The organism is Brevundimonas sp. (genome assembly GCF_035935935.1).
Taxonomy (GTDB): Bacteria; Pseudomonadota; Alphaproteobacteria; order Caulobacterales; family Caulobacteraceae; genus Brevundimonas.
The window spans coordinates 242,184-262,547 of the sequence record NZ_DASYWO010000009.1; the positions used below are offsets into that span (position 1 = coordinate 242,184).

Here is a 20,364-nt window from a genome sequence, read left to right on the forward strand (position 1 = left end):
GATGCTTGAAGGCGGCTGTCACTGCGGCGCGGTGCGGTATTCGATGCCGAACGACGCCCGACACGCCCTGTGTCACTGCGAGGACTGCAGGAAATGCTCGGGCGCGCCGGCCGTCGCGTGGGCGCTGGCGCCGGCCGCGGCCGTGCCCATCACCGGAGAGACGCGCGAATACGCCTCGTCCGAGCACGGTCGCCGGCACTTCTGCGCGACCTGCGGCGCCGGCCTCTTCTATACCAACGCGGTGATCTTTCCCGACCAGATCGACGTCCAGACCGCCACTCTGGACGATCCGTCGGCGCTGCCGCTTCAGGCGCAGATCCAGACGGCGGAGCGGATCGGCTGGATGGAATCGCTCGACGCCCTGCCCGCCTTCGACCGCTATCCGGCCCCCTGAGCCGCGCCCTCAGTCACGGCGCGGGTAACTGCGGATCGTGATCCGCTCCCGCTCGCCCTCGCGCCGCTCGACCAGAAGCCGGGCGACCTGCGCGTCGTCGTGGAACAGATAGCCCTTGATCGCGTCCAGCAACGCCTTGGCCAGATTGTCCAGATCCATCCACGGCGGTTCGCCGACGTGTTCCATCCGGATTTCAACGACGTGGTCGCCGTACGAGGGGCGCGCCCCCCGCCACTCCTTGCGCATGAACTCGTAGACCAGCGGCTTGTAGTACTTCGCCTGGGTGGTCAGTCCGTCGATGGTGATCTCGACCGCATCGCCGTTCTCGCGCGCGCGGACCTTGCCCGTGCCGATCCAGCCCGGCGTCAAGCGGCGCAGACCGCAGGCATGTCGCCGGTCAGACTGACGCGCATGATGGACACCGGCTCGAACAGAGCCTCGTCGACCGCGGAGCCTGCATGGATCTCCCGCACCACGTCCATTCCCTCCACGACCATGCCGAAGGCCGCGAAGCCCTGACCGTCCGGATTGCGGCCGCCTCCGAAGTCCAGCGCGGGCGCGTCCTCGACCACGATGAAGAAGCTGCTGGTCGCCGTGTCAGGCCCGTCGCGCGCCATCGAGATCGTGCCGGCCACGTGCCTCAGGCCGGTGTCGCGCGTCCGCTCCAGCGCGATGGGGCCGAGGCCGGGATCGTCGCTGCCGGCCGGCGTCGCCGCCTGCACGACCGAGATGGGGTTCGGGTTGTCGTTCGTCTCCCGGACCACGGTGCGGAAGAAGGCGCCGCCCGAGTAGGCGTCGGAGGTCACGTACTTCAGGAAGTTGCACGTCGTCGCCGGCGCGCGTCCGGCGTCGAGGCGCAACGTCACGTCGCCGCGGCTCGTCTCGATCACGACCCGCGCTTCGGGATCGCCGCCCGTGAGCGTCAGCGCGAGGGCAAAAGCGGCGGCGATCATGGCGGGTCTCCGGGTTGTCGCGTCCCGCCCAAGTGCTACACCCCCGCGCATCCTCCCGTCACGCCCGAAGAGCCGCCGCCCATGACCGACGTCCGCACCGAAACCGACACCTTCGGCCCCATCGAGGTGGCGGCGGACCGCTACTGGGGCGCGCAGGCGCAACGCAGCCTGGGCAACTTCAGGATCGGTCTGGAGAAGCAGCCCCTGCCCGTCGTCCGCGCGCTGGGCATCGTCAAGCGCGCCGCGGCCGAGACCAACATGGCGCTGGGTCGGCTGGACCCTACGCTGGGCGCCGCCATCGTCCGCGCCGCCGACGAGGTGATCGAGGGCAAGCTGGACGACCACTTTCCGCTGGTGGTCTGGCAGACCGGTTCAGGCACCCAGTCGAACATGAACGCCAACGAGGTGATCTCGAACCGCGCCATCGAGATCCTGGGGGGCGAGATGGGCTCCAAGAAGCCCGTCCACCCCAATGATCACGTCAACATGAGCCAGTCGTCCAACGACACCTATCCCACGGCCATGCACGTCGCTTGCGCCGAGGAGGTCGTCCACCGCCTGCTGCCCGCCCTGCAGAAGCTGCAAAACGCGCTGAACGACAAGGCGCAGGCGTGGAAGGACATCATCAAGATCGGCCGCACCCACACCCAGGACGCCACGCCGCTGACGCTGGGACAGGAGTTCGGCGGTTACGTTCAGCAGGTGGCCAAGGGCATCGAGCGGATCGAGTCGACCCTGCCCGACCTCATGCAGCTGGCCCAGGGCGGCACCGCGGTGGGCACCGGCCTGAACGCGCCGGTCGGCTTCGCCGAAGGCGTGGCCGACAAGATCGCCCAGATCACGGGCCTGAAGTTCACGACCGCACCGAACAAGTTCGAGGCTCTGGCCGCCCACGACGCCATGGTCATGAGCCACGGCGCGATCAACACGGTCGCGGCCTCGCTGTTCAAGATCGCCAACGACATCCGCTTTTTGGGGTCCGGCCCGCGCTCGGGCCTCGGCGAGCTGGCCTTGCCGGAGAACGAACCGGGCAGCTCCATCATGCCGGGGAAGGTCAATCCGACCCAGTGCGAGGCCCTGACGCAGGTTTGCGTGCAGGTGTTCGGCAACCACGCGGCCGTCACCTTCGCCGGCTCGCAGGGGCATTTCGAACTGAACGTCTTCAACCCGGTGATGGCCTACAACTTCCTGCAGTCGGTGCGCCTGATGGCCGACGCGGCGGTCAGCTTCACGGACAACTGCGTCGTCGGCATCGAGCCGCGCCGCGACAACATCGAACGCGGCCTGAACAACTCACTGATGCTGGTCACGGCCCTGAACGGCAAGCTCGGCTACGACGCCTGCGCGAAGATCGCCAAGACGGCCCACAGGAACGGCACCACCCTGCGGGAAGAGGCCGTCGGCGGCGGCTATCTGACCGACGCGGAGTTCGACGAGGCGGTGCGGCCGGAGAAGATGATCAGCCCCGGCTGATCACTTCTCCCGGATCGTCCGGCCGACCGGCGCGAAGGCCAGCTTGGCGAGCTCCAGGTCCTTCAGCGCGAACGGGATGCCGATGATCGTGATGGCCTCGAAGAAGGCCGAGATCAGGTGCGCCAGGGCGATCCACCAGCCGGCGAAGACGATCCAGAACACGTTCAGCACAGTGCCGAGCGGCCCGCGGCCGGGGTCGACGCCGTCGTCGGTCCGCCACACCACTTCACGTCCGAACGGCCAGAAGGTGTAGGCCGCGATGCGCCATGCGGCGAACGTCCACGGCAGGCCGACGATCGTGAGCGCCAGGATCGCGCCGCCGATCAGCCAGCCGATGCCGGCGATCAGGCCGCCGAAGATCAGCCACAGCACGTTCAGGATCAGCGCGATCACTTTCGTCTCCTCACCGGACCGGGTCGGTCCACGAGGAAGGAATACGGGCGCCTATGTCCGGGACGCAGTGAATTCGCCGACACCTTGGTCTAGATTTCGCCGCATGGCCGAGATCGTGAACTTCAACAAGGCGCGGAAGGCCCGCGACAAGGCGGCGGCGAAGGCGAAGGCGACCGAGAACCGCGCCGCCCACGGCCGCACGAAGGCCGAGACGCAGCAGAGCCTGCTGGAACGGCTGGCCCGCGATCGCGCTCTGGATGGACACCGCAGGGACCGCGACCCGGAACGACCCGATGACGATTGACCCTCGCCGCGACCCGCGCATCACCCACGGCCTGATCCCGCTGATGGCCGTGCTGCGCAAGAAGCGCTTCATCGAGGAGCAGCGCCGGCGCGAAGCCGCGCGCAAGCCGCCGCCGGAGGCCGCCGACGAAGAGCCTCACCCCAAACGGAAGCGTCGCTGGTTCTGGTGACGCCTCAGCCGGCGGGCTTGCGGGCGGCGCGGATCATCAGGGCCTGACCGGACACCACGATCAGCAGGCCGATCAGGGCGCCCCATCCGAACCGCGCGTTCTCGAACGTCACCGACACCAGCATGGCGATCGGCGGCGTCAGCGCGGAGATGTAGCTGGCCAGGGCGAACCCGCGCGTCCTCGCCACCCAGAAGTAGACCACGAAGGCCACGACCGACCCCAGCACGGCCAGATAGACCAGCGAGACCAGATACCCCGCGGTCGGCTCGATGCGGAACTGCGCGCCGGTGGCCAGTCCGTACAGGGCCAGCATCGCGGTCCCATAGGCCATGGCCCAGGCCGTCGACGCCAGGATCGGAGCGCCCGCCTTCTGGCCGCGCCACGCGAACAGGTTGCCGAAGGCCGAGCTGGTCACAGCCAGCGCGGCGAAGCCGATGCCCGCGGCGGCCTGCGGCCCCAGCCGCGCGCTCAGCAGTTCCGAGCCCGAGAGCACCGCCACCCCCACGACCCCCAGACCTGCGCCGGCCCAGGAGAGAGCATGCGCCTTCTGGCCCACGACGACCCGGAACAGCCCGAGATTCAGAAACGTCAGGGCGCCGAAGATCACCGCCACGATGGCCGAGGGCACATGCTGCTCGGCGCCGTAGGTGAAGGCATAGGACACCGCGAAGGTGAAGGCGCCCTGCCCCACCGCCTCGACGTGCTGACGCCGCGTCAGACCCATCGGCTGGCGGGTCACCGCGATTCCGGCGAACAGGACCAGGGCCGCCAGTCCGAAGCGCCACGTCACCGACACGATCGGATCGACCACGCCCAGCTGCCAGGTGATGCCATACCAGGTCGTGCCCCATATCGTCGCGCACAGCGCGACGGCGCCGACGGCGATCAGGGTCGTCCTGTTGAAACGGGAAACACCGACGGGAGCGAGCTTGTCGGACAGGGAGGTCATGCTCCTTGACGTGCGCCGCGTCGGCCACGTCCGCAACGCGGATCGACGCCCCGCAGGCATAAGTCCACCTTGTGTCAGGCCCGCAGCTTCAGCGCGGCCCGGGTCGTTTCGGGGACGGCGTCATAAATCGTCGGCGGCGTCAGGCCCAGCCGGGCGCGGGCCGCGTCCAGCGGCTCCCTGAACAGGGCCTCATAATCCAGTGCCGGAAGCCAGCGGGCGCGCCGACCCAGCCGCCAGGCCTGGGCCACCGCGCGCAGGGCCGGCACGCCCGGCGCCTCGCGTCGGATTTCGGCGGCGGCTCCCCAGCCGATGAAGGCGAAGCCGAGGTTTCCCGTCTGGGCGTGCGAGAAGCTGACCACGCAGGCCTCGCCCAGCGCGTCGGTGCCGTAGCCGGTCAGCACGTGCCAGACGTCGTGCACGTCGCGGATGCGCCGGGAGTACCAGACGACGGGATGCGCCGCGTCGACGGCGTCCGGGGCCACCTTGCGCGCCTCGTCCGCCAGACCCTCGGCCGTGAACCCGCGCGCCTCCCGGAACGCGCGGTAGGCGGCGCCGACGGTCCCGGGACCGAACCCGGCCAACCAGACCGCGTCATCCAGATTCCGCGCCAGCTCGGCGCGCAGATACGCCTGTCGCCCGCCCTCGACCGAGCGCAGCATGCGATCATATCCCCGCTTCAGGGACCCTCCCGACAAGGCCCGCATGATCTCGAAGACCTGCGCCGTATCTTCCTTGTCGCGCACCAGCCGGCCGAAGGCACGCAGCGCCGTCAGCGGCCGCAGGGGCGGCATTCGAAAGTCACGAACCTCTGCGGACGCGTTCATCCCGGCAATCTAGGCCGACGCGGAGCGGGTGAACAGCGATCACCTCTGCTAGGCTGCAGGCATGTTGCGCAAACGCTCCATCCTGCTCTCTGGCCACGCCACGTCGGTCGCGCTGGAGCCCGAGTTCTGGGCGGTGCTGGACGGCATCGCGGCGGAGCTTTCCCTGCCTCTGTCCGGCCTCATGAAACGTCTCGACGAACGTCGCGGCAGAACGCCCCTGGCCTCCGCCTGTCGCCTGCTCGCTCTGGCGTGGGTCGGCGGAGATCGCGGATTTGCGGCCGACTTGACGCCTCCGGCGGTCTGAGCCGATCGCCAGAACGAACGGCCGGCGTCGCGTTCGAAGGCGCGACGCCGGCCGATCCGTCCATATTTGCTTGGGCCGTCAGCCCTCCGGAGCGGTCGGGGGCTCCACAGTCGGGAGATCCGGCGTCTCAGGCAGCTTCGGCTCCGGCAGGTCGGGCAGGCTCGGCGCGGGCACGTCGACGTCCAGATCGACCTTCGTCTCATCGACCGACCTCATGCCGCCGCCGTTGAGCAGCACGACGGCCACGATGATAAGCACGATCACGATGCCGCCGATGAGGAAGGCCAGCCAGCCGCCGCCTCCCCCGCCGGACGGCGGCGGATTGTTGATGGTGGTCTGATGCACCACTTCCGGCCGGTCGTCGCGGGGCGGCAGGTTCGGATCGGTCATCGATCAGTTCCCGCCCGGCGCGGCCGGCGCGGACACCGAAGGCAGGTCGACGTCGACGTTCACTTCCTTGGTCTCGGCCCCGCCCAGGCCGCCACGGGCGAACACGAAGTAGGCCACGATGGCCAGCACCACGACGATCGCGCCGACGATGAAGGCCATGCCCGCATTGCCGCCGCCGGTGTTGTTGTTGATGTTGTCGGCCATTCGTAGTCCTCCTCAGGATGGTCCCTGTCCGGCGGGGAAAACGGAGGCGTGGCCGTATCGGTTCCGGCGGCGTCACGGCCAAGGCTGACATCAGGCGCCGGTCTCCTTATGTTCCGGCGTCTCCATGACCGAATCCGCCCCCCGCATCTCCGATCTCGCCCGCGCCCGTCCGCCGGAAGGCGCGCCGACCGACTGGCTGCAGGGGCTGAACCCCGAGCAGCGGGAGGCGGTTGAAACGACCGAAGGCCCCGTGCTGGTGCTGGCGGGGGCCGGCACCGGCAAGACCCGCGTGCTGACGACCCGTCTCGCACACATCCTCGCCACCGGCCGGGCCCGCCCGTGGGAGCTGCTTGCCGTCACCTTCACCAACAAGGCCGCGCGCGAGATGCGCGAGCGGATCACCCACCTGATCGGGCCGTCGGCGGAGGGCCTTCGCTGGCTCGGGACGTTTCACTCCATCGCCGCCCAGATCCTGCGCCGCCACGCGGAGCTGGTCGGGCTGAAGTCGACCTTCACCATTCTCGACACCGACGATCAGGAGCGCCTGCTGAAACAGGTGCTGGAGGCCGAGAACGTCGACGTGAAGCGCTGGACGCCCCGCTCCTTCGCCGGCGTGATCGACGGCTGGAAGAACCGCGGCTGGACGCCGGACAAGCTGCCGCCGGGCGAGGACTTCGCCGCCGGCAAGGGCCAGAAGCTGTACGCCCTGTACCAGTCGCGCCTGCGCACGCTGAACGCCTGCGACTTCGGCGATCTGCTGCTGCACAACCTGACGATCCTGTCGCAGCACGCGGACGTCGCAGAAGAATATCGGAGACACTTCCGATACATCCTCGTCGACGAATACCAGGACACAAACGTCGCCCAGTATCTGTGGCTGCGCCTGCTGACGTCGTCGGACGGCAACGTCTGCTGCGTCGGGGACGACGACCAGTCGATCTACGGCTGGCGGGGGGCCGAGGTGGACAACATCCTGCGCTTCGAGCGCGACTTCCCGGGCGCGAAGGTCATCCGGCTCGAGCGCAACTATCGCTCGACCACCCACATCCTGGGCGCGGCGTCCGGCCTGATCAGCGCCAACAAGGGCCGCCTGGGCAAGACTCTGTGGACCGAGGACTCCAGCGGCGACAAGGTGCGCGTGCGGGGCGTGTGGGACGGCGAGGCGGAAGCCCGGCTGATCGCCGACGAGATCGAGACCGCGCGGCGAACGGGCATGAACTACAAGGACATGGCGGTCCTTGTTCGCGCGTCGTTCCAGATGCGCGCGTTCGAAGAACGCTTCGTCATGCTGGCCATCCCGTATCAGGTCATCGGCGGTCCCCGTTTCTTCGAGCGCGCCGAGATCCGCGACGCCCACGCCTATCTTCGACTGATCCTGTCCGAGGACGATGATCTGGCCTTCGAGCGCATCGTCAACGTGCCCAAGCGCGGCATCGGCGACACCTCGGTGCAGAAGATCCTGCACATGGCCCGCCTGTCGGGCGTGTCAGCCATGACGGCGGTGCGGGAGCTGATCACATCGGACGAGCTGCAGGCCCGCACGCGCACCGCGCTCGGCGGTTTCGTCCGCGACCTGGACCGCTGGCGCGCCTTGGCCCAGGACACGCCGCACTGGACCCTGACCGAGACCATTCTGGAGGAGAGCGGCTACGTCGAGATGCAGAAGGCCGACCGCGCCTCGGGCCAGACGCGTCTGGAGAACCTGAAGGAGCTGGTGCAGTCGATGCAGGGCTTCGACAGCCTGCTGGCCTACCTCGAACACGTCGCCCTGGTGCTGGACCTCGACCGCGGCGCGGGCGAGGACGCGGTTCAGGTCATGACCCTGCACGGCGCCAAGGGGCTGGAGTTCCCGCTGGTCTTCCTGCCGGGATGGGAGGAAGGCGTCTTCCCCAGCCAGCGCAGCATCGACGAGAAGGGCGAGAAGGGTCTGGAGGAGGAACGCCGCCTCGCCTACGTCGGCGTCACCCGCGCCAAACGCGACGCCCGCATCTCATTCGCCGCCAACCGCCTCGTCTACGGCCGCTGGACCAGCCAGCTGCCCAGCCGCTTCGTCGACGAACTGCCCATCGACCACGTCGAGGCCGAGGCCGAGACCGGCTACTACGGCGCCTCCGCCGGTCTGAAGGAGGCCAAGAGCCGCTGGGACGAGATGCCGACCTTCGGCAGCGGCTATTCCTCTCCCGGCTGGAAGCGCGGCCAAGCCTTCGCCGCCGGCCGCCAGCCCACCGACCGCCCGGCCCGTCAGGCCCTCATCGAAGGCGACGGCCGCCTCGTCGCCACGGCCGACCCGTCGGCAAGCTCCGGCTGGAACCGCGGCACGCGCGTCTTCCACCAGAAGTTCGGCTACGGCCTGGTGAAGGCCGTGGAGGGCAACAAGCTGGTGGTCGCCTTCGACAAGGCCGGCGAGAAGAAGGTCATCGACACCTTCGTGGAGCGGGCGTGAGCGCCTAACCCCCCTTTAACACCGCCCCGCCACCCTGCCCCGGTGCGCGATTCCGCCCTGACCGCAGCTCCGCTCGAGCCCACTCCAACGTGGTGGGAGACGGCGGCGTGCGTCTTCATCCTGTTCATGCTGACGGGCGCGCTGGTGGGCCCGATCTTCGCGCCGACGCAGGAGGAGACGCCGATCCTGCGGCTGGCCTGGCTGCCGGTCTACGCCATGACCGCAGGACTGCTCATCTACAGGATCGACCGTCTGTGGCGGGCGTGGCCCGCGATCGTCGCCATCGGCCTGCTGGTCGTGTGGGCCTACGCCTCAAAATGGTGGTCGCTGTTTCCGGAGGTCACGTCGCGGCGGGCCATCGCTCTCGCCATTTCCTGCGGCTTCGCCCTCTATCTCGGCGCGGCCTTCCGCGGGCCGCATCTGCCCCGCCTGCTGATGCGCACAGGTCTGATCATGGCCGTCGGCAGCCTGGTCATGGTCTTCGCCTTCCCCGCCATCGGCGTCCACCAGCAGGACAACGCCGGCCTGTGGCGGGGCCTCTGGTACGAGAAGAACCAGATGGGCGCGGTGATGGTGATCGTCGCCACCGCGGCCGCCGCCTGCCTCGCGTCGCCTGACCGGCGCCGGCTGGTCCCCGCGCTGGTCCTCGTCCTGGCGTCGGCTCTGGTGCTGGCCACCCAGTCCAAGACCTCGCTGCTCTGCCTGATGCTCGGCGTGGGCGTGGTCGCGGGGTTCTGGACCATACGTCAGGGCGGCGCCGCGTTCGCCGTCTTCGCCGTCTGGGCCGCGGTCGCCGCCGCGGGCGCGGCTTTCCTCATCTGGAACAGCCACTCCGTCGAAATTCTGGAGATTCTGGGCAAGGACCCGTCGCTGACCGGACGCACCGAAATCTGGGACGCGATCATGACCCGCGTGGCGGAGCGGCCGTGGACCGGCTGGGGCTACGGCGCCTTCTGGGAGCGGGACAGCGTCCCCGCGGACTGGATCCGCGTCGAGACGGGCTGGCTGGTGCCCAACGCCCACCACGGCTGGTTCGACGTGCTGGTCCAGCTGGGCTGGCCCGGCGCGATCCTGGTCGGCCTTTTGACCGCCTTCGCCATCGCGGCGACCCTCCTGCGATCCGGCCGCGCGGGCGTGCAGGAAGGCTGGTGGGCGCTGGGCTTCCTCGCCGCCTTCCTGACGCTCAGCTTCTCGGAGAGCATCCTTCTGGCGCACCAGGGCCTGCCGTGGGTGCTGTTCCTCGCCGTCGTGACGCGCGCGATCCTGCCCGATTCCATCCCCGTTCCGCTTGCCCGGGACCCACTCCGGGTCTACCGGAGCCCTCCCCGAATCGTCGCATCATCGGCCCATGTCGTCCGCCGCCCCGTCCCTGTTCGATCTGCCCGAGCCCGAACCGCGGCCGGAAACCCCGCGCGCGGCTGAGCCCGCGCCCCAGGCCGCGCCCGCGCCGGCCCAGCCGTCCACCGTCGACGCCGGCTATTCCGCCAGCTCCATCGAGGTGCTGGAGGGGCTGGAGCCCGTCCGCAAACGCCCCGGCATGTACATCGGCGGCACCGACGAACGCGCCTTGCATCATCTCTTCGCCGAGGTGCTGGACAACGCGATGGACGAGGCCGTGGCTCGCCATGCGAAGCTGATCACCGTCGATCTCGACGCCGACGGCTTTCTGACCGTCCGCGACGACGGCCGCGGCATCCCGGTCGATCCGCACCCGAAACACCCCGGCAAATCGGCGCTGGAGGTGGTCATGACCGTGCTCCACTCCGGCGGCAAGTTTTCCGGCAAGGCCTATGAAACTTCAGGCGGTCTGCACGGCGTGGGCGTGTCCGTCGTCAACGCCCTGTCCGACGTTCTGGACGTGACCGTCTGGCGCGACGGCTTCGAGTGGAAACAGTCGTTCAGCCGCGGCCACGTCATCGCCCCGATCCAGCAGGTCGGCCCGTCGAAGAAGCGGGGCACCCGCATCCGCTTCCGCCCGGACGAGGAGATCTTCGGCCATGGCGCGGCCTTCAAGCCGGCCCGCCTGTTCCGCATGACGCGGTCCAAGGCCTATTTGTTCCGCGGCGTCGAGATCCGCTGGACTTGCGCGCCGGAGCGGATCACCGACGCCACCCCCACCGAGGCGGTGCTGCACTTCCCGGGGGGTCTCGCCGACGCCCTGGCCGACCGCATCGGCGACGTCGAGACCGTGACGCCGGCCTTCGCCGGCCGCGTCGAGCGGAAGGGCGAAGCGGGCGCCGTGGAATGGGCGGTCACGTGGACGCCTGCGGGCTTCGGTGACGCCGACGGCTTCGTCTCGTCCTACTGCAACACGGTGTCGACGCCCGACGGAGGCACCCACGAAGCGGGATTCCGCGCCGCCCTGGTGAAGGGACTCAAGGCCTATGGCGAGCTGATCAACGAGAAGCGCGCCGGCCAGATCACGGCGGAGGACGTCATCGCCAACGCCGGCGCCCTGATCAGCGTCTTCATCCGCAATCCGGAATTCCAGGGCCAGACCAAGGACCGCCTGTCCTCGCCGGAGGGCGCGCGTCTGGTCGAGCAGCTGATCCGCGACCCGCTGGACCACTGGCTGACCGAGAGCCCCAAACAGGCCAATGCCCTGCTGGGCTTCGTCATCGAGCGCGCCGAGGACCGGTTGCGCCGGCGCAAGGACAAGGAGGTCCAGCGCGCGTCGGCCACCCGCAAGCTGCGCCTGCCGGGCAAGCTGGCGGACTGCACGCGCCAGGGCGCCAACGGCACCGAACTGTTCATCGTCGAGGGCGACTCGGCCGGCGGCTCGGCCAAACAGGCCCGCGACCGCGCCACCCAGGCCATCCTGCCCCTGCGCGGCAAGATCCTGAACGTCGCCTCGGCCACGGCGGACAAGCTGCGCGCCAACGTCGAGCTGTCGGACCTGACCCTGGCGCTCGGCGTGCATCCCGGCGCCCGCTTCAGCATCGACGACCTGCGCTACGAGCGGGTGGTCATCATGACGGACGCCGATGTGGACGGCGCCCACATCGCGGCGCTGCTGATCACCTATTTCCACCGCGTGATGCCCGACGTGATCCGTCAGGGCCGCCTGTTCATGGCCCTGCCGCCGCTCTACCGCATCCAGGCCGGCGCCCTTTCGGAATACGCCCGCGACGACGCCCATCGCGACGAGCTGCTGGCCGGCCCGTTCAAGGGCAAGAAGGTCGAGATCGGACGCTTCAAGGGCCTCGGCGAAATGATGGCGTCCCAGCTCAAGGACACCACCATGAACCCGAAGACCCGCACTCTGGCGCGGGTCACCATTCCCGAGGACGGCGAGGACGTGGAAGATCTGGTCGAACGCCTGATGGGCAAGAAGGCCGAAGCCCGCTTCCGCTTCATCCAGGACAACGCCCGGTTCGTGAAGGAAGAGCTGGACGTCTGAGCGGCGCTATGCGGCGGCGTGCTAGGCTCGCCGCATGATCGACCCGCTGATCTCCACAAGCGCGCTCGCCGCCCGGCTGGGTGAGGAGGACCTGCGCCTGCTCGACGCCAGCTGGCACCTTGCAGACCGCGACGGTCGGGACGAGTTCGACCGCATTCACATCCCGGGCGCCCGTTTCTTCGATCTGGAGGCGGCCTCCGCGCCCGACGCAGGCCTGCCGCACATGCTGCCCTCTCCTCAGCATTTCGCCGCCTACGCGGGCTCGTTGGGTCTGACGGTCGACTCGCCGGTCGTCGTCTACGACCGGGCCGGCCTGTTTTCCGCCGCCCGCGTCCGCTGGATGCTGCGGACCATGGGTGCGCGGGACGTCAGGGTTCTGGACGGAGGCCTGCCCAAGTGGCACGCCGAGGGCCGCCCGCTGGCGACCGGCCCGGTCGCGCCTGCACGGCCTGCGGTGTTCACGCCTGAACTCGACGCGACGGCCGTCGTCGACGTGGGTCAGGTCAGGGCGGCGCTGGCTGGAGCGGCGCAGGTGCTGGACGCCCGGGGCGCCGCGCGCTTCGCCGGTCGGGCCGGGGAGCGGCCGGGCGTGCGCAAGGGGCACATGCCGGGGGCGCGGAACCTCCCCTATTCCGACCTCTTGCGCGACGACGGCGCCATGAAGACCGGCGACGCGCTCGGGGCTGCCTTCCGTGAAGCGGGCGTGGATCTGGATCGGCCGATCATCACGACCTGCGGATCCGGCGTCACGGCCGCCATCCTGTCGCTCGCTTTGGAGCGGCTCGGTCGGCCGTCGCGGCTCTACGACGGCAGCTGGTCCGAGTGGGGCGCCCGCCCCGACCTGCCGGTCGAGACGGGCTGAGGTCGTGGTCAGGCCGGCGGCGCGACCGGCTCCGGCTCGTCGGCCGGCACGATCGCGTCGGACTCGCCGCGCGACACGACGGTCGCGGCGACCAGATCGCCCGTCACGTTCAGGGTCGTGCGGCACATGTCGAGGAAGCGGTCGACGCCGAGGATCAGGCCGATGCCTTCGGCGGGCACGCCGACCATCACCAGGATCAGCGCGATCACGGGCAGCGACCCGGCCGGGACGCCCGCGGTGCCGATGCCGCCCAGGATGCAGACCAGCATCACCACCAGCTGCTGGTGAAGGCTCAGGTCGATGTTGAAGAACTGCGCGAGGAACAGGACCGTCACGCCCTCGAACAGGGCGGTGCCGTTCTGGTTCGCCGTCGCGCCGACGGTCAGGACGAAGCGTGAAATGCGACGCGGCAGCTTCAGCTTCTCCTCCGCCGCCTTCAGCGCGATCGGCAGGGTGGCGTTCGACGACGCGGTCGAGAAGGCGACCACGAACGGCTCCTTGACGCCGTTGGCGAACCGCAGCGGGTTCATCCCGCCAAAGATCAGGACCAGCAGCGGGTAGACCACGAACATGTGGAGCGCCATCGCGCCGATGGCGACGCCCGCATAGGCGCCCAGACGGATCAGCAGGTCCCAGCCGAACAACGCCGCCAGATTGAACATCAGCGCGGCGATGGCGATCGGCGCCAGCCTGATGACGAGGTTGATGAGCTTCATCATCACCTCGAACAGGCCCTGCAGCGTCTCCTGCAGCCGATCCGTCGCCGGCGACTTCGCCATCACCATGCCGATGCCGAAGATCAGGGCGAACACCATGACCGGCAGGATCTGGTTCTCCGCCGCGGCGGTGACGACGTTGGACGGGATCATGTCGAGGAAGAACTTGCCCGCCTCGATGCTGGTGGGCGCGTTGCCGACGATGCCCGCGGCGCCCTCGGCGCCCTCGGCCAGCAGTTGCTGCGCGAGCACCGGATCGACGCCGTCGCCCGGCCGGAACCAGTTGACCATGCCCAGGCCGATGGCCACCGCGATGGCGGAGACCAGAATCGAGAAGATCAGCGTCTTGAAGCCCACGCGGCCGAGCGACTTCAGGTCGCCCATCTCGGCCACCCCGACCGCCAGCGCGGCGAACAGCAGGGGCAGAACCAGCATGAACAGCAGGCGCAGGAAGATCTGACCCACCGCCTGGACGATCTCCATGACCCACGGCAGGACGACCAGATCGTTCTGGTTGACGTACAGCCCGCCCGCCAGGCCGAGCGTGAAGCCCAGCAGCATCCAGACGTAGAGCGGAATTCCGCCGCGCTTCACCGTGTCCATGCGTCCCCCTGTCGGCCTTCTGTGCCGGGCCTATCGAATCGGCAGGGCGTACATCAGCCCGCCCGGCTCAGCGTTCCATTGTGCGTTGAGACCCCGCGCGAGGTCGAGAGGCGAATCCGCCCCGACGTTGCGCTCGAAGATTTCGCCGTAGTGCCCGCCCGCGGCCACGGCGGCGCGCGCCCAGTCGCGGTCGAGGCCCAGCATCGCTCCGAACTCGCCGTCCAGACCCAGCAGGCGCCGCGCCCGCGGATCGCGGGACTCATCGTCGCTCCGGGCCACGGCCTGGGTCACGCCGAGCTCCTCGGCGAGGATCAGGCCATTCAGGGTCCACCGGACGACGGCGGTCCACGTCTCGTCGCCCTGTCGGGTGATCGGCCCCAGCGGCTCCTTGGAGATCACGTCAGGCAGGATGGCGTGCTGCTCCGGATTGGGCAGGGTGGTCCGCGCCGCTGCCAGCGCCGACACGTCGGCCGTGACGGCGTCGCAGTCCTCGCGCGCATAGGCCTGTCGCGCCTCCTCCTCGCCCGGCAGCACCACCGGCTCGTAGTCCAGCCCCCGCACGCGAAACCAGTCGGCCAGATTGAGCTGCGACGTGGACGATCCCTGCACGCAGATCCTTGCGCCGTTCAGCTCGGTCGCGCTGGTCAGGTTCAGGGCGCGTCGCACCATGAAGCCCTGACCGTCGTAGTAGTTGACGCCTCCGAAGGCGACGCCCTCGCTCACGTCACGCGTCATCGTCCAGCTGGTGTTGCGCCACAGGACGTCGACGCGCCCGTCGCGCACGGCGGCCAGCCGATCGCGATTGCTCAGCGGCACGAAGCGGACGGCGTCGGCGTCGCCCAGCACCGCCGCCGCCAGGGCGCGGCAGAAGTCGACGTCGAAGCCCCGCCACTGGCCGCGATTGTCGGTGAAGGCGAAGCCGACCAGGCCTTCGTGCACGCCGCAGTTCAGCCGCCCCCGGCGCTTGATCGCCTGCAGCGTCGGACTGGCCGGCGCCGAGACGTCGTCCCCGGCGGCCGTCGGCGCCGCCCGGTCCCCGCGCGTGTCCTCCGCCTCGCGGTCCCGGTCGCCGCAGGCCGACGCGAGCAGCACGAAGGGCAACAGAAGGAAAAGGAGACGGCCGGACATTCGCCCGGACCATAGCCCCCCGCGCCATCGCCGCAAGCCGCGCGTCGAGGCGGTGGCGCGCCCGGCAGGACTCGAACCTGCAACCGTCCGCTTAGAAGGCGGATGCTCTATCCGGTTGAGCTACGGGCGCCTGGCCCGGCGATACGCGCGCCGGTCGCCCGGCTCAAGCCGCGAGCCGCCGGCTCGGGCCGCCGATCCAGGATCAGTGCGTCCAGGGCTGTTTGCGGCCAGTGGCGAAATTGTCGGCGTAGGCTTTGAGGATCGGCGCCGGCTCGTTGGGCTCCTGCACGCGGAAGGCGATGCCGTGGCGGCGGGCGTAGTCGACGGCCTCTTCCTGGGTGTCGAAGGTCAGCCGGACCTGCCCGTTCATGTCCGTCGAGCCGGTCCAGCCCATCAGCGGATCCTGAAACCGCGCCGTCGCCGGCTCGAATTCCAGCCGCCACTCGCGCGTCTTCGCCTTGCCGGACTGCATGGCGGTGCGGGCGGGACGATAGATGCGCGCGAACATGACGGTCTCCGATCACTTGTCCCTTGGTCGGGGCGAGAGGATTCGAACCTCCGACCCTCTGGTCCCAAACCAGATGCGCTACCAGGCTGCGCCACACCCCGACGGAAGGGACGGCCTTCTGCCACGCCGCACGGAATCGGGCAACGCGCCGCGTCGCACATTGGATGCCGGGCGGCCGCCGACGAAACGGCGGGGCGGCTCAGCCTCCGAAGAAGGGGTGCACGACCCGGTCGCCGGGCTTGGCGCCGATTTCGTCCATACGGCCGGCGCGCGTTTCCAGAACGCCCTTCGCAGGGCCGTTAGACGGATAGGTGCTCTCGGAATAGGGCGTGGTGTGCTTCGCGATCGAGACGATGCGGCCGTCGGCGCCGATGTAGACGATGTCCAGCGAACTGGGCGTGTTGCTCATCCAGAACCCGCGCTCGGCGGCCTCGGGAAACTCGAAAAGCATGCCGCGGTCGTCGGCCAGGGGCTGGCGGAACATCAGGCCGCGCTGACGCTCCGCCTCGTCGTCGGCGATTTCGACCCAGAACTGGTGCTCGCCGGACGTCGTCACCACGGTCAGCTTCTCTAGCGGATTTCCGTCCTGGTCCTTCGGTCCCGCCGCGTCGCCCGCGCAGGCGCCCAGCGCCGTCACCAGCGCCGCCGTCAGGACCAGTCGTCGATCGAACATGCTCGCCTCGCACTGTGCGGGGCGACGTTTCAGCCGCCCGGCTTGATCTCCGCCACCACAAGCCCCTTCGGACCTTCGGCGAACCGCACGGATACCGCCTCACCCGGCACGAGGTCGTCAAGCCCGCATCGACGCAAGGTTTCGACGTGGACGAAGATGTCCCCCGCGGCGCCGTCCCTGACGACGAAGCCATACCCCTTGGTGCGATTGAACCATTTGACGACCGCGCGCTCCATCGGGCCTTCGACGTCGAGGTCGCCGTCGACGGCATGACGCAGGGCGTCGTAGCCGCGGCGCGGCGTCTCGTGGGCCGGCGCGTCGAGGCTCAGCACTTCCACGACCTGCCAGCCCTTGGGGCGGCGCACGCAGTCGCAGCTGATGGCCGCGCCCTCGGCCGCCTCTTCGATCCCCCTCTGTCTCAGGCTCGACACGTGCAGCAGCACGTCGCGGAGCTCGGTCTGCGACGGGTCGTCAGGAACGATGAATCCATATCCCTTGCCGGGATCGAACCACTTGATCTTGCCCGCGATGCGCACCGTGGCGGACGCGCCCGCTTCCTCCAAATCCGACACAGCCGTAAGCCCCCCCTCCGCGAAACACGCGGGGCGGCTCATTTATCACCGTTCCGTGAATAGCTGGGAAGGGCAAAAACGCCGCTTTCCGACATGACCTCGGGTGACGCAGCGTCAATCTGCGCGCCGAAGCAAGCGGCCTGCGAGGGCGGCACGAGGATGTGGAGGAGAGGCCCCGCGTGGCAGTCCCTAGGGGAATCGAACCCCTCTTTTCAGGTTGAAAACCTGACGTCCTAACCGATAGACGAAGGGACCGCTGCGCGGGGAGCCGGCGATATAGCCGCCGATTCCCGAGGGTGCAAGCCCTTCACACGGCTCTCAGATCGGCGACGTCCTCGATCTCGAATTGGACGCCGCGCCGGCCGTTCCAGTCGTCCGCCTTGAGACGCCCGGCCACCGTCAGGCCGCCCTGCCCGGCCAGCAGAGCCCTGCCGTGAGGCAGGTCGGCGCAGCGCCAGGCGACGGCCCTGACCGAGGCCCCGTCCGGCCCCACCAGACGGCACCGCACATGCCCCTGTCCCATCGGAGCGGCATCGCGCGCCGCGACGCCTTCAAGCGCAAAGACGGGCTCGGGATTGCCGGGGCCGTGGGGCGTCATCTGCTGGAATGCGTCGAACAGGGCGCGGTCCGCCGACCGGGGCTCGATCAGGGCGTCGATCTCCAGCGCGTCGAGCTCCGCCGCCTGGATGCGATCGCCCCTGAGCCGTTCGTTCAGGAAGGCCGACAGATCGTTCACGCGATCCACCGCGACGGTCAGGCCTGCCGCCATCGGGTGGCCGCCGCCCGCCAGCAGGATGCCGGCGTCCCATGCCGCCTGGACGGCCCGGCCCAGATCCATGCCGGGCTGGGAGCGGCCCGAGCCCTTGCCGACGCCGTTCACCGCATCGACGCCGATGACGATCACCGGCTTGCGCCACCGTTCACGCAGCCTGCCGGCGACGATTCCGATGACGCCCGGATGCCAGTCGTCTTCGGCCACCACGACGACGGCGCTGTCGTCGGCATGCGCGCCCGTCGCCTCGACGCGACGTATGGCGGCCTCGGTGACCTGCCTCTCCACTTCCCGCCGTTCGAGGTTCAGCGCGTGCAGCTGTGCCGCGAGATCCTGCGCCTCAACGGGATCATCGGTCGACAACAGCCGCGCCCCCAGATCGGCGCGTCCAATGCGTCCGCCCGCATTGATGCGCGGCCCCAGAATGAAGCCGGCGTGGTTCGACCCGGCCGGGCCAGGCTCGGAACCGGCGGCCGCCAGCAGCGCTCTCAGGCCGGGATTGCCCCATCCGGACATCACCCGCAGGCCGAGGGCGGCGAGCGCGCGATTGAAGCCCGTCAGGCTGGTGACGTCGCAGATCGCGCCCAGTGCCGCCAGATCGAGCCACTGGCGCAGATCCGGCTCCGGCCGGTTGGCGAACATGCCGCGACGGCGGGCCTCGCGGTTGAGGGCCGCCAGCAGCACGAAGACGACGCCGGCGGCCGCCAGATTGCCCTGCCCCGACCCGCAGCCGGGCCGGTTGGGATTCACCACGGCCACGGCCGGCGGCGTGTCGCGCATCAGGTGGTGGTCGACCACCACGACCCTCAGCCCTATCGCCGCGGCGTGCTCCAGCGCCGCGACCGCCGCCGCGCCGCAGTCGACGGTGACGACGAGGTCCGCGCCCGTGGCCTTCAGGGCGTCGAACGCCCGCGCGCTCGGGCCGTAGCCCTCGGTCAGCCTGTCCGGCACGTAGATCGGCAGCTCCGCGCCCATGGCCCGGAACCAGCGCACCAGCAGGGCGGCGCTCGACGCCCCGTCCACGTCGTAGTCGGCGAAGACGTGCACGGAGGCGCCGCTTGCGACCGCATCCACGATCGCCTCCGCCGCCACGTCCATGTCGAGAAAGCAGGACGGATCCGGGAACCACGCGCGGAGCGTCGGGTCCAGGAAATCCGCGACGCCCGCCGCATCCTGACCGCGCGCGGCCAGCGCGCCGGCCAGCGCCGCGTTCAGGCCGCGCTCCTGCATCAGGCCGCGGACGACGTCGGCGTCCGCCGCGCGCTGTCGCCACGTCCGTCCGGACAGCGATCTTTCGACGCCCAGAAAGGCGCCCAGGGCCGCCTGCGGCGCCCCGTCCGCCATCAGACGCGCCGGATCGTGCGGATGCGCCGCACCGTGCCGTCCGACGAATCCATCACGAGGGTGTGGGTCGAGACCCAGCCCTTGCCCATCTGCACGCCGTCCAGCAGCGCGCCCTTGGTGACGCCCGTGGCGGCGAAGACCGCCTCCTTCGAGACCAGCTCGTGCAGGTCGTACTTGCGGTCAAAGTCGGTCACTCCGGTCCGGGCCGCCCGCGCCCGCTCCTCGTCGTTGCGGAAGATCAGACGACCCTGAAAATGACCGCCGACGCATTTCAGGGCCGCGGCCGCCAGAACGCCCTCCGGGGCGCCGCCCGATCCCAGATACATGTCGATGCCGGTTTCCGGCTGTGTGGTGTGAATGACGCCGGCCACGTCGCCGTCGGTGATGAGCACGACCTTGGCGCCCACCTCGCGCAGTGCGGCGATCAGCTCGGCGTGGCGCGGGCGATCCATGACGCAGACCGTGATCTGGTCCTGCTCGACCCCCTTCGCGCGGGCCAGCGCCCTGACGTTGTCCTGCGGACTGACGTCGAGATCGACCGTGCCGGCCGGATAGCCGGGCCCGATCGCGATCTTGTCCATGTAGGTGTCGGGGGCGTGCAGCATGCCCCCGCCGGGAGACATGGCCAGAACGCACAGGGCATTGGCCATGGCCTTGGCCGTCAGCGTGGTGCCCTCCAGCGGGTCCAGCGCGATGTCGATCGCGCGTCCGTTTCCGGTGCCGACCTTCTCGCCGATGTACAGCATCGGCGCCTCGTCGCGTTCGCCCTCGCCGATCACGATCTTGCCGTCGATGTCCAGCGTGTTCAGGGCCGTTCGCATGGCGTCGACGGCCAGCTGGTCTGCGTGCTTCTCGTCGCCGCGGCCGATCTGGCCGTACGAGGCGATGGCCGCCAGTTCGGTGACGCGGGCGGCGTCGGCGGCGAGGTTGGAAGCGTGGGCCGCATCGGCCATGTGCGATTCTCCAGGTGAGCTCAGGCTCTCAGA

General features: G+C 69.5%; 23 protein-coding genes and 3 tRNA genes. 9 read left to right on the forward strand and 17 right to left on the reverse strand.

Annotated elements, in window-relative coordinates:
- The first annotated feature begins 1 nt into the window (after position 1).
- Positions 2-394, forward strand: a complete 393-nt coding sequence (locus VGR32_RS10435) for a GFA family protein (protein ID WP_327450359.1) — start codon at positions 2-4, stop codon at positions 392-394.
- Positions 395-403: 9 nt separating this feature from the next.
- Here VGR32_RS10435 and VGR32_RS10440 read toward each other — a convergent pair whose 3' ends face one another.
- Both VGR32_RS10440 and VGR32_RS10445 read right to left on the reverse strand, forming a co-directional pair.
- On the reverse strand, positions 404-772 hold the full coding sequence (locus VGR32_RS10440) for a RusA family crossover junction endodeoxyribonuclease (protein WP_414642913.1): 369 nt from the start codon (positions 770-772) through the stop codon (positions 404-406).
- Positions 760-1,347, reverse strand: a complete 588-nt coding sequence (locus VGR32_RS10445) for a peptidylprolyl isomerase (protein ID WP_327450363.1) — start codon at positions 1,345-1,347, stop codon at positions 760-762. The genes VGR32_RS10440 and VGR32_RS10445 overlap by 13 nt, the downstream gene beginning before the upstream one ends.
- 81 nt (positions 1,348-1,428) lie before the next feature.
- On the opposite strand from VGR32_RS10445, the gene fumC reads away from it, so the two are divergent.
- On the forward strand, positions 1,429-2,820 hold the full coding sequence (gene fumC, locus VGR32_RS10450; protein WP_327450365.1) for a class II fumarate hydratase: 1,392 nt from the start codon (positions 1,429-1,431) through the stop codon (positions 2,818-2,820).
- Here the strand turns inward: fumC and VGR32_RS10455 are convergent, their stop codons facing one another.
- Positions 2,821-3,213, reverse strand: coding sequence for a YccF domain-containing protein (locus tag VGR32_RS10455; RefSeq protein WP_327450367.1), 393 nt, complete (start codon positions 3,211-3,213; stop codon positions 2,821-2,823). It lies immediately after the preceding gene.
- Between the two features lie 103 nt (positions 3,214-3,316).
- Between VGR32_RS10455 and VGR32_RS10460 the strand changes: the two genes are divergently transcribed.
- Positions 3,317-3,517, forward strand: a complete 201-nt coding sequence (locus VGR32_RS10460) for a DUF4169 family protein (RefSeq protein WP_327450369.1) — start codon at positions 3,317-3,319, stop codon at positions 3,515-3,517.
- Positions 3,507-3,686, forward strand: a complete 180-nt coding sequence (locus VGR32_RS10465; protein ID WP_327450371.1) for a hypothetical protein — start codon at positions 3,507-3,509, stop codon at positions 3,684-3,686. Before VGR32_RS10460 ends, VGR32_RS10465 begins: the two co-directional genes overlap by 11 nt.
- A 4-nt stretch (positions 3,687-3,690) precedes the next feature.
- On the opposite strand, the gene VGR32_RS10470 is transcribed toward VGR32_RS10465, so the two are convergent.
- Together VGR32_RS10470 and VGR32_RS10475 are read right to left on the reverse strand one after the other, a co-directional pair.
- Complete coding sequence (locus VGR32_RS10470) at positions 3,691-4,635, reverse strand: DMT family transporter (protein WP_327450372.1); 945 nt, start codon at positions 4,633-4,635, stop codon at positions 3,691-3,693.
- Positions 4,636-4,709: 74 nt separating this feature from the next.
- The gene (locus tag VGR32_RS10475; protein WP_327450374.1) at positions 4,710-5,459 is read right to left on the reverse strand and encodes a Coq4 family protein; all 750 of its coding nucleotides are present in this window, start codon (positions 5,457-5,459) and stop codon (positions 4,710-4,712) included.
- A 61-nt stretch (positions 5,460-5,520) separates the two neighbouring features.
- Between VGR32_RS10475 and VGR32_RS10480 the strand changes: the two genes are divergently transcribed.
- Positions 5,521-5,763 (forward strand): ribbon-helix-helix domain-containing protein, encoded by a 243-nt coding sequence (locus VGR32_RS10480; protein ID WP_327450376.1) that lies wholly within the window; start codon positions 5,521-5,523, stop codon positions 5,761-5,763.
- A 78-nt stretch (positions 5,764-5,841) separates the two neighbouring features.
- On the opposite strand, the gene VGR32_RS10485 is transcribed toward VGR32_RS10480, so the two are convergent.
- Together VGR32_RS10485 and VGR32_RS10490 are read right to left on the reverse strand one after the other, a co-directional pair.
- A complete protein-coding gene (locus VGR32_RS10485) occupies positions 5,842-6,153 on the reverse strand; it encodes a hypothetical protein (protein WP_327450378.1) in 312 nt (103 codons plus the stop codon).
- A 3-nt stretch (positions 6,154-6,156) separates the two neighbouring features.
- Positions 6,157-6,357: a hypothetical protein gene (locus tag VGR32_RS10490; protein WP_327450380.1), complete on the reverse strand. Its 201-nt coding sequence runs from the start codon at positions 6,355-6,357 to the stop codon at positions 6,157-6,159.
- A gap of 124 nt (positions 6,358-6,481) precedes the next feature.
- On the opposite strand from VGR32_RS10490, the gene VGR32_RS10495 reads away from it, so the two are divergent.
- The 4 genes from VGR32_RS10495 to sseA are packed head-to-tail and all read left to right on the forward strand — an operon-like array spanning position 6,482 to position 13,062.
- On the forward strand, positions 6,482-8,800 hold the full coding sequence (locus tag VGR32_RS10495; protein WP_327450382.1) for an ATP-dependent helicase: 2,319 nt from the start codon (positions 6,482-6,484) through the stop codon (positions 8,798-8,800).
- Positions 8,801-8,842: 42 nt separating this feature from the next.
- On the forward strand, positions 8,843-10,222 hold the full coding sequence (locus VGR32_RS10500; protein ID WP_327450385.1) for an O-antigen ligase family protein: 1,380 nt from the start codon (positions 8,843-8,845) through the stop codon (positions 10,220-10,222).
- On the forward strand, positions 10,149-12,200 hold the full coding sequence (gene parE / locus VGR32_RS10505) for a DNA topoisomerase IV subunit B (protein WP_327450387.1): 2,052 nt from the start codon (positions 10,149-10,151) through the stop codon (positions 12,198-12,200). Before VGR32_RS10500 ends, parE begins: the two co-directional genes overlap by 74 nt.
- Before the next feature lie 34 nt (positions 12,201-12,234).
- A complete protein-coding gene (gene sseA, locus VGR32_RS10510) occupies positions 12,235-13,062 on the forward strand; it encodes a 3-mercaptopyruvate sulfurtransferase (protein ID WP_327450389.1) in 828 nt (275 codons plus the stop codon).
- An 8-nt stretch (positions 13,063-13,070) separates the two neighbouring features.
- Here sseA and VGR32_RS10515 read toward each other — a convergent pair whose 3' ends face one another.
- The 10 genes from VGR32_RS10515 to glpX all read right to left on the reverse strand — a co-directional run bounded on the left by VGR32_RS10515 (position 13,071) and on the right by glpX (position 20,331).
- A complete protein-coding gene (locus VGR32_RS10515) occupies positions 13,071-14,381 on the reverse strand; it encodes a dicarboxylate/amino acid:cation symporter (protein WP_327450391.1) in 1,311 nt (436 codons plus the stop codon).
- Between the two features lie 30 nt (positions 14,382-14,411).
- Positions 14,412-15,509 carry an amino acid ABC transporter substrate-binding protein gene (locus VGR32_RS10520; RefSeq protein WP_327450393.1) on the reverse strand — a complete coding sequence of 366 codons (1,098 nt, stop codon included), beginning with the start codon at positions 15,507-15,509 and terminating at the stop codon, positions 14,412-14,414.
- A 53-nt stretch (positions 15,510-15,562) separates the two neighbouring features.
- Positions 15,563-15,639, reverse strand: a tRNA-Arg gene (locus VGR32_RS10525).
- A gap of 72 nt (positions 15,640-15,711) precedes the next feature.
- The gene (locus VGR32_RS10530; protein WP_327450395.1) at positions 15,712-16,017 is read right to left on the reverse strand and encodes an ETC complex I subunit; all 306 of its coding nucleotides are present in this window, start codon (positions 16,015-16,017) and stop codon (positions 15,712-15,714) included.
- 24 nt (positions 16,018-16,041) lie between these two features.
- Positions 16,042-16,118, reverse strand: a tRNA-Pro gene (locus VGR32_RS10535).
- Positions 16,119-16,216: 98 nt separating this feature from the next.
- Entirely contained in the window at positions 16,217-16,690 is a 474-nt protein-coding gene (locus VGR32_RS10540; protein WP_327450397.1) for a DUF192 domain-containing protein, read from the reverse strand.
- Between the two features lie 29 nt (positions 16,691-16,719).
- Positions 16,720-17,304, reverse strand: coding sequence for a cold-shock protein (locus tag VGR32_RS10545; RefSeq protein WP_327450399.1), 585 nt, complete (start codon positions 17,302-17,304; stop codon positions 16,720-16,722).
- Positions 17,305-17,442: 138 nt separating this feature from the next.
- A tRNA-Glu gene (locus tag VGR32_RS10550) sits at positions 17,443-17,517 on the reverse strand.
- 52 nt (positions 17,518-17,569) lie between these two features.
- Complete coding sequence (gene recJ, locus VGR32_RS10555; RefSeq protein WP_327450401.1) at positions 17,570-19,378, reverse strand: single-stranded-DNA-specific exonuclease RecJ; 1,809 nt, start codon at positions 19,376-19,378, stop codon at positions 17,570-17,572.
- Positions 19,378-20,331 carry a class II fructose-bisphosphatase gene (gene glpX / locus VGR32_RS10560; protein ID WP_327450403.1) on the reverse strand — a complete coding sequence of 318 codons (954 nt, stop codon included), beginning with the start codon at positions 20,329-20,331 and terminating at the stop codon, positions 19,378-19,380. Before glpX ends, recJ begins: the two co-directional genes overlap by 1 nt.
- Between the last annotated feature and the right edge of the window lie 33 nt (positions 20,332-20,364).

Coding starts and splice junctions, on each gene's coding strand:
- VGR32_RS10435 (WP_327450359.1), top strand. CDS start 2: ATGCTTGAAGGCGGCTGTCACTGCGGCGCGGTGCGGTATTCGATGCCG.
- VGR32_RS10445 (WP_327450363.1), bottom strand. CDS start 1,347: ATGATCGCCGCCGCTTTTGCCCTCGCGCTGACGCTCACGGGCGGCGAT.
- fumC (WP_327450365.1), top strand. CDS start 1,429: ATGACCGACGTCCGCACCGAAACCGACACCTTCGGCCCCATCGAGGTG.
- VGR32_RS10460 (WP_327450369.1), top strand. CDS start 3,317: ATGGCCGAGATCGTGAACTTCAACAAGGCGCGGAAGGCCCGCGACAAG.
- VGR32_RS10465 (WP_327450371.1), top strand. CDS start 3,507: ATGACGATTGACCCTCGCCGCGACCCGCGCATCACCCACGGCCTGATC.
- VGR32_RS10470 (WP_327450372.1), bottom strand. CDS start 4,635: ATGACCTCCCTGTCCGACAAGCTCGCTCCCGTCGGTGTTTCCCGTTTC.
- VGR32_RS10475 (WP_327450374.1), bottom strand. CDS start 5,459: ATGAACGCGTCCGCAGAGGTTCGTGACTTTCGAATGCCGCCCCTGCGG.
- VGR32_RS10480 (WP_327450376.1), top strand. CDS start 5,521: ATGTTGCGCAAACGCTCCATCCTGCTCTCTGGCCACGCCACGTCGGTC.
- VGR32_RS10485 (WP_327450378.1), bottom strand. CDS start 6,153: ATGACCGATCCGAACCTGCCGCCCCGCGACGACCGGCCGGAAGTGGTG.
- VGR32_RS10490 (WP_327450380.1), bottom strand. CDS start 6,357: ATGGCCGACAACATCAACAACAACACCGGCGGCGGCAATGCGGGCATG.
- VGR32_RS10495 (WP_327450382.1), top strand. CDS start 6,482: ATGACCGAATCCGCCCCCCGCATCTCCGATCTCGCCCGCGCCCGTCCG.
- parE (WP_327450387.1), top strand. CDS start 10,149: ATGTCGTCCGCCGCCCCGTCCCTGTTCGATCTGCCCGAGCCCGAACCG.
- sseA (WP_327450389.1), top strand. CDS start 12,235: ATGATCGACCCGCTGATCTCCACAAGCGCGCTCGCCGCCCGGCTGGGT.
- VGR32_RS10515 (WP_327450391.1), bottom strand. CDS start 14,381: ATGGACACGGTGAAGCGCGGCGGAATTCCGCTCTACGTCTGGATGCTG.
- VGR32_RS10520 (WP_327450393.1), bottom strand. CDS start 15,509: ATGTCCGGCCGTCTCCTTTTCCTTCTGTTGCCCTTCGTGCTGCTCGCG.
- VGR32_RS10530 (WP_327450395.1), bottom strand. CDS start 16,017: ATGTTCGCGCGCATCTATCGTCCCGCCCGCACCGCCATGCAGTCCGGC.
- VGR32_RS10540 (WP_327450397.1), bottom strand. CDS start 16,690: ATGTTCGATCGACGACTGGTCCTGACGGCGGCGCTGGTGACGGCGCTG.
- VGR32_RS10545 (WP_327450399.1), bottom strand. CDS start 17,304: ATGAGCCGCCCCGCGTGTTTCGCGGAGGGGGGGCTTACGGCTGTGTCG.
- recJ (WP_327450401.1), bottom strand. CDS start 19,378: ATGGCGGACGGGGCGCCGCAGGCGGCCCTGGGCGCCTTTCTGGGCGTC.
- glpX (WP_327450403.1), bottom strand. CDS start 20,331: ATGGCCGATGCGGCCCACGCTTCCAACCTCGCCGCCGACGCCGCCCGC.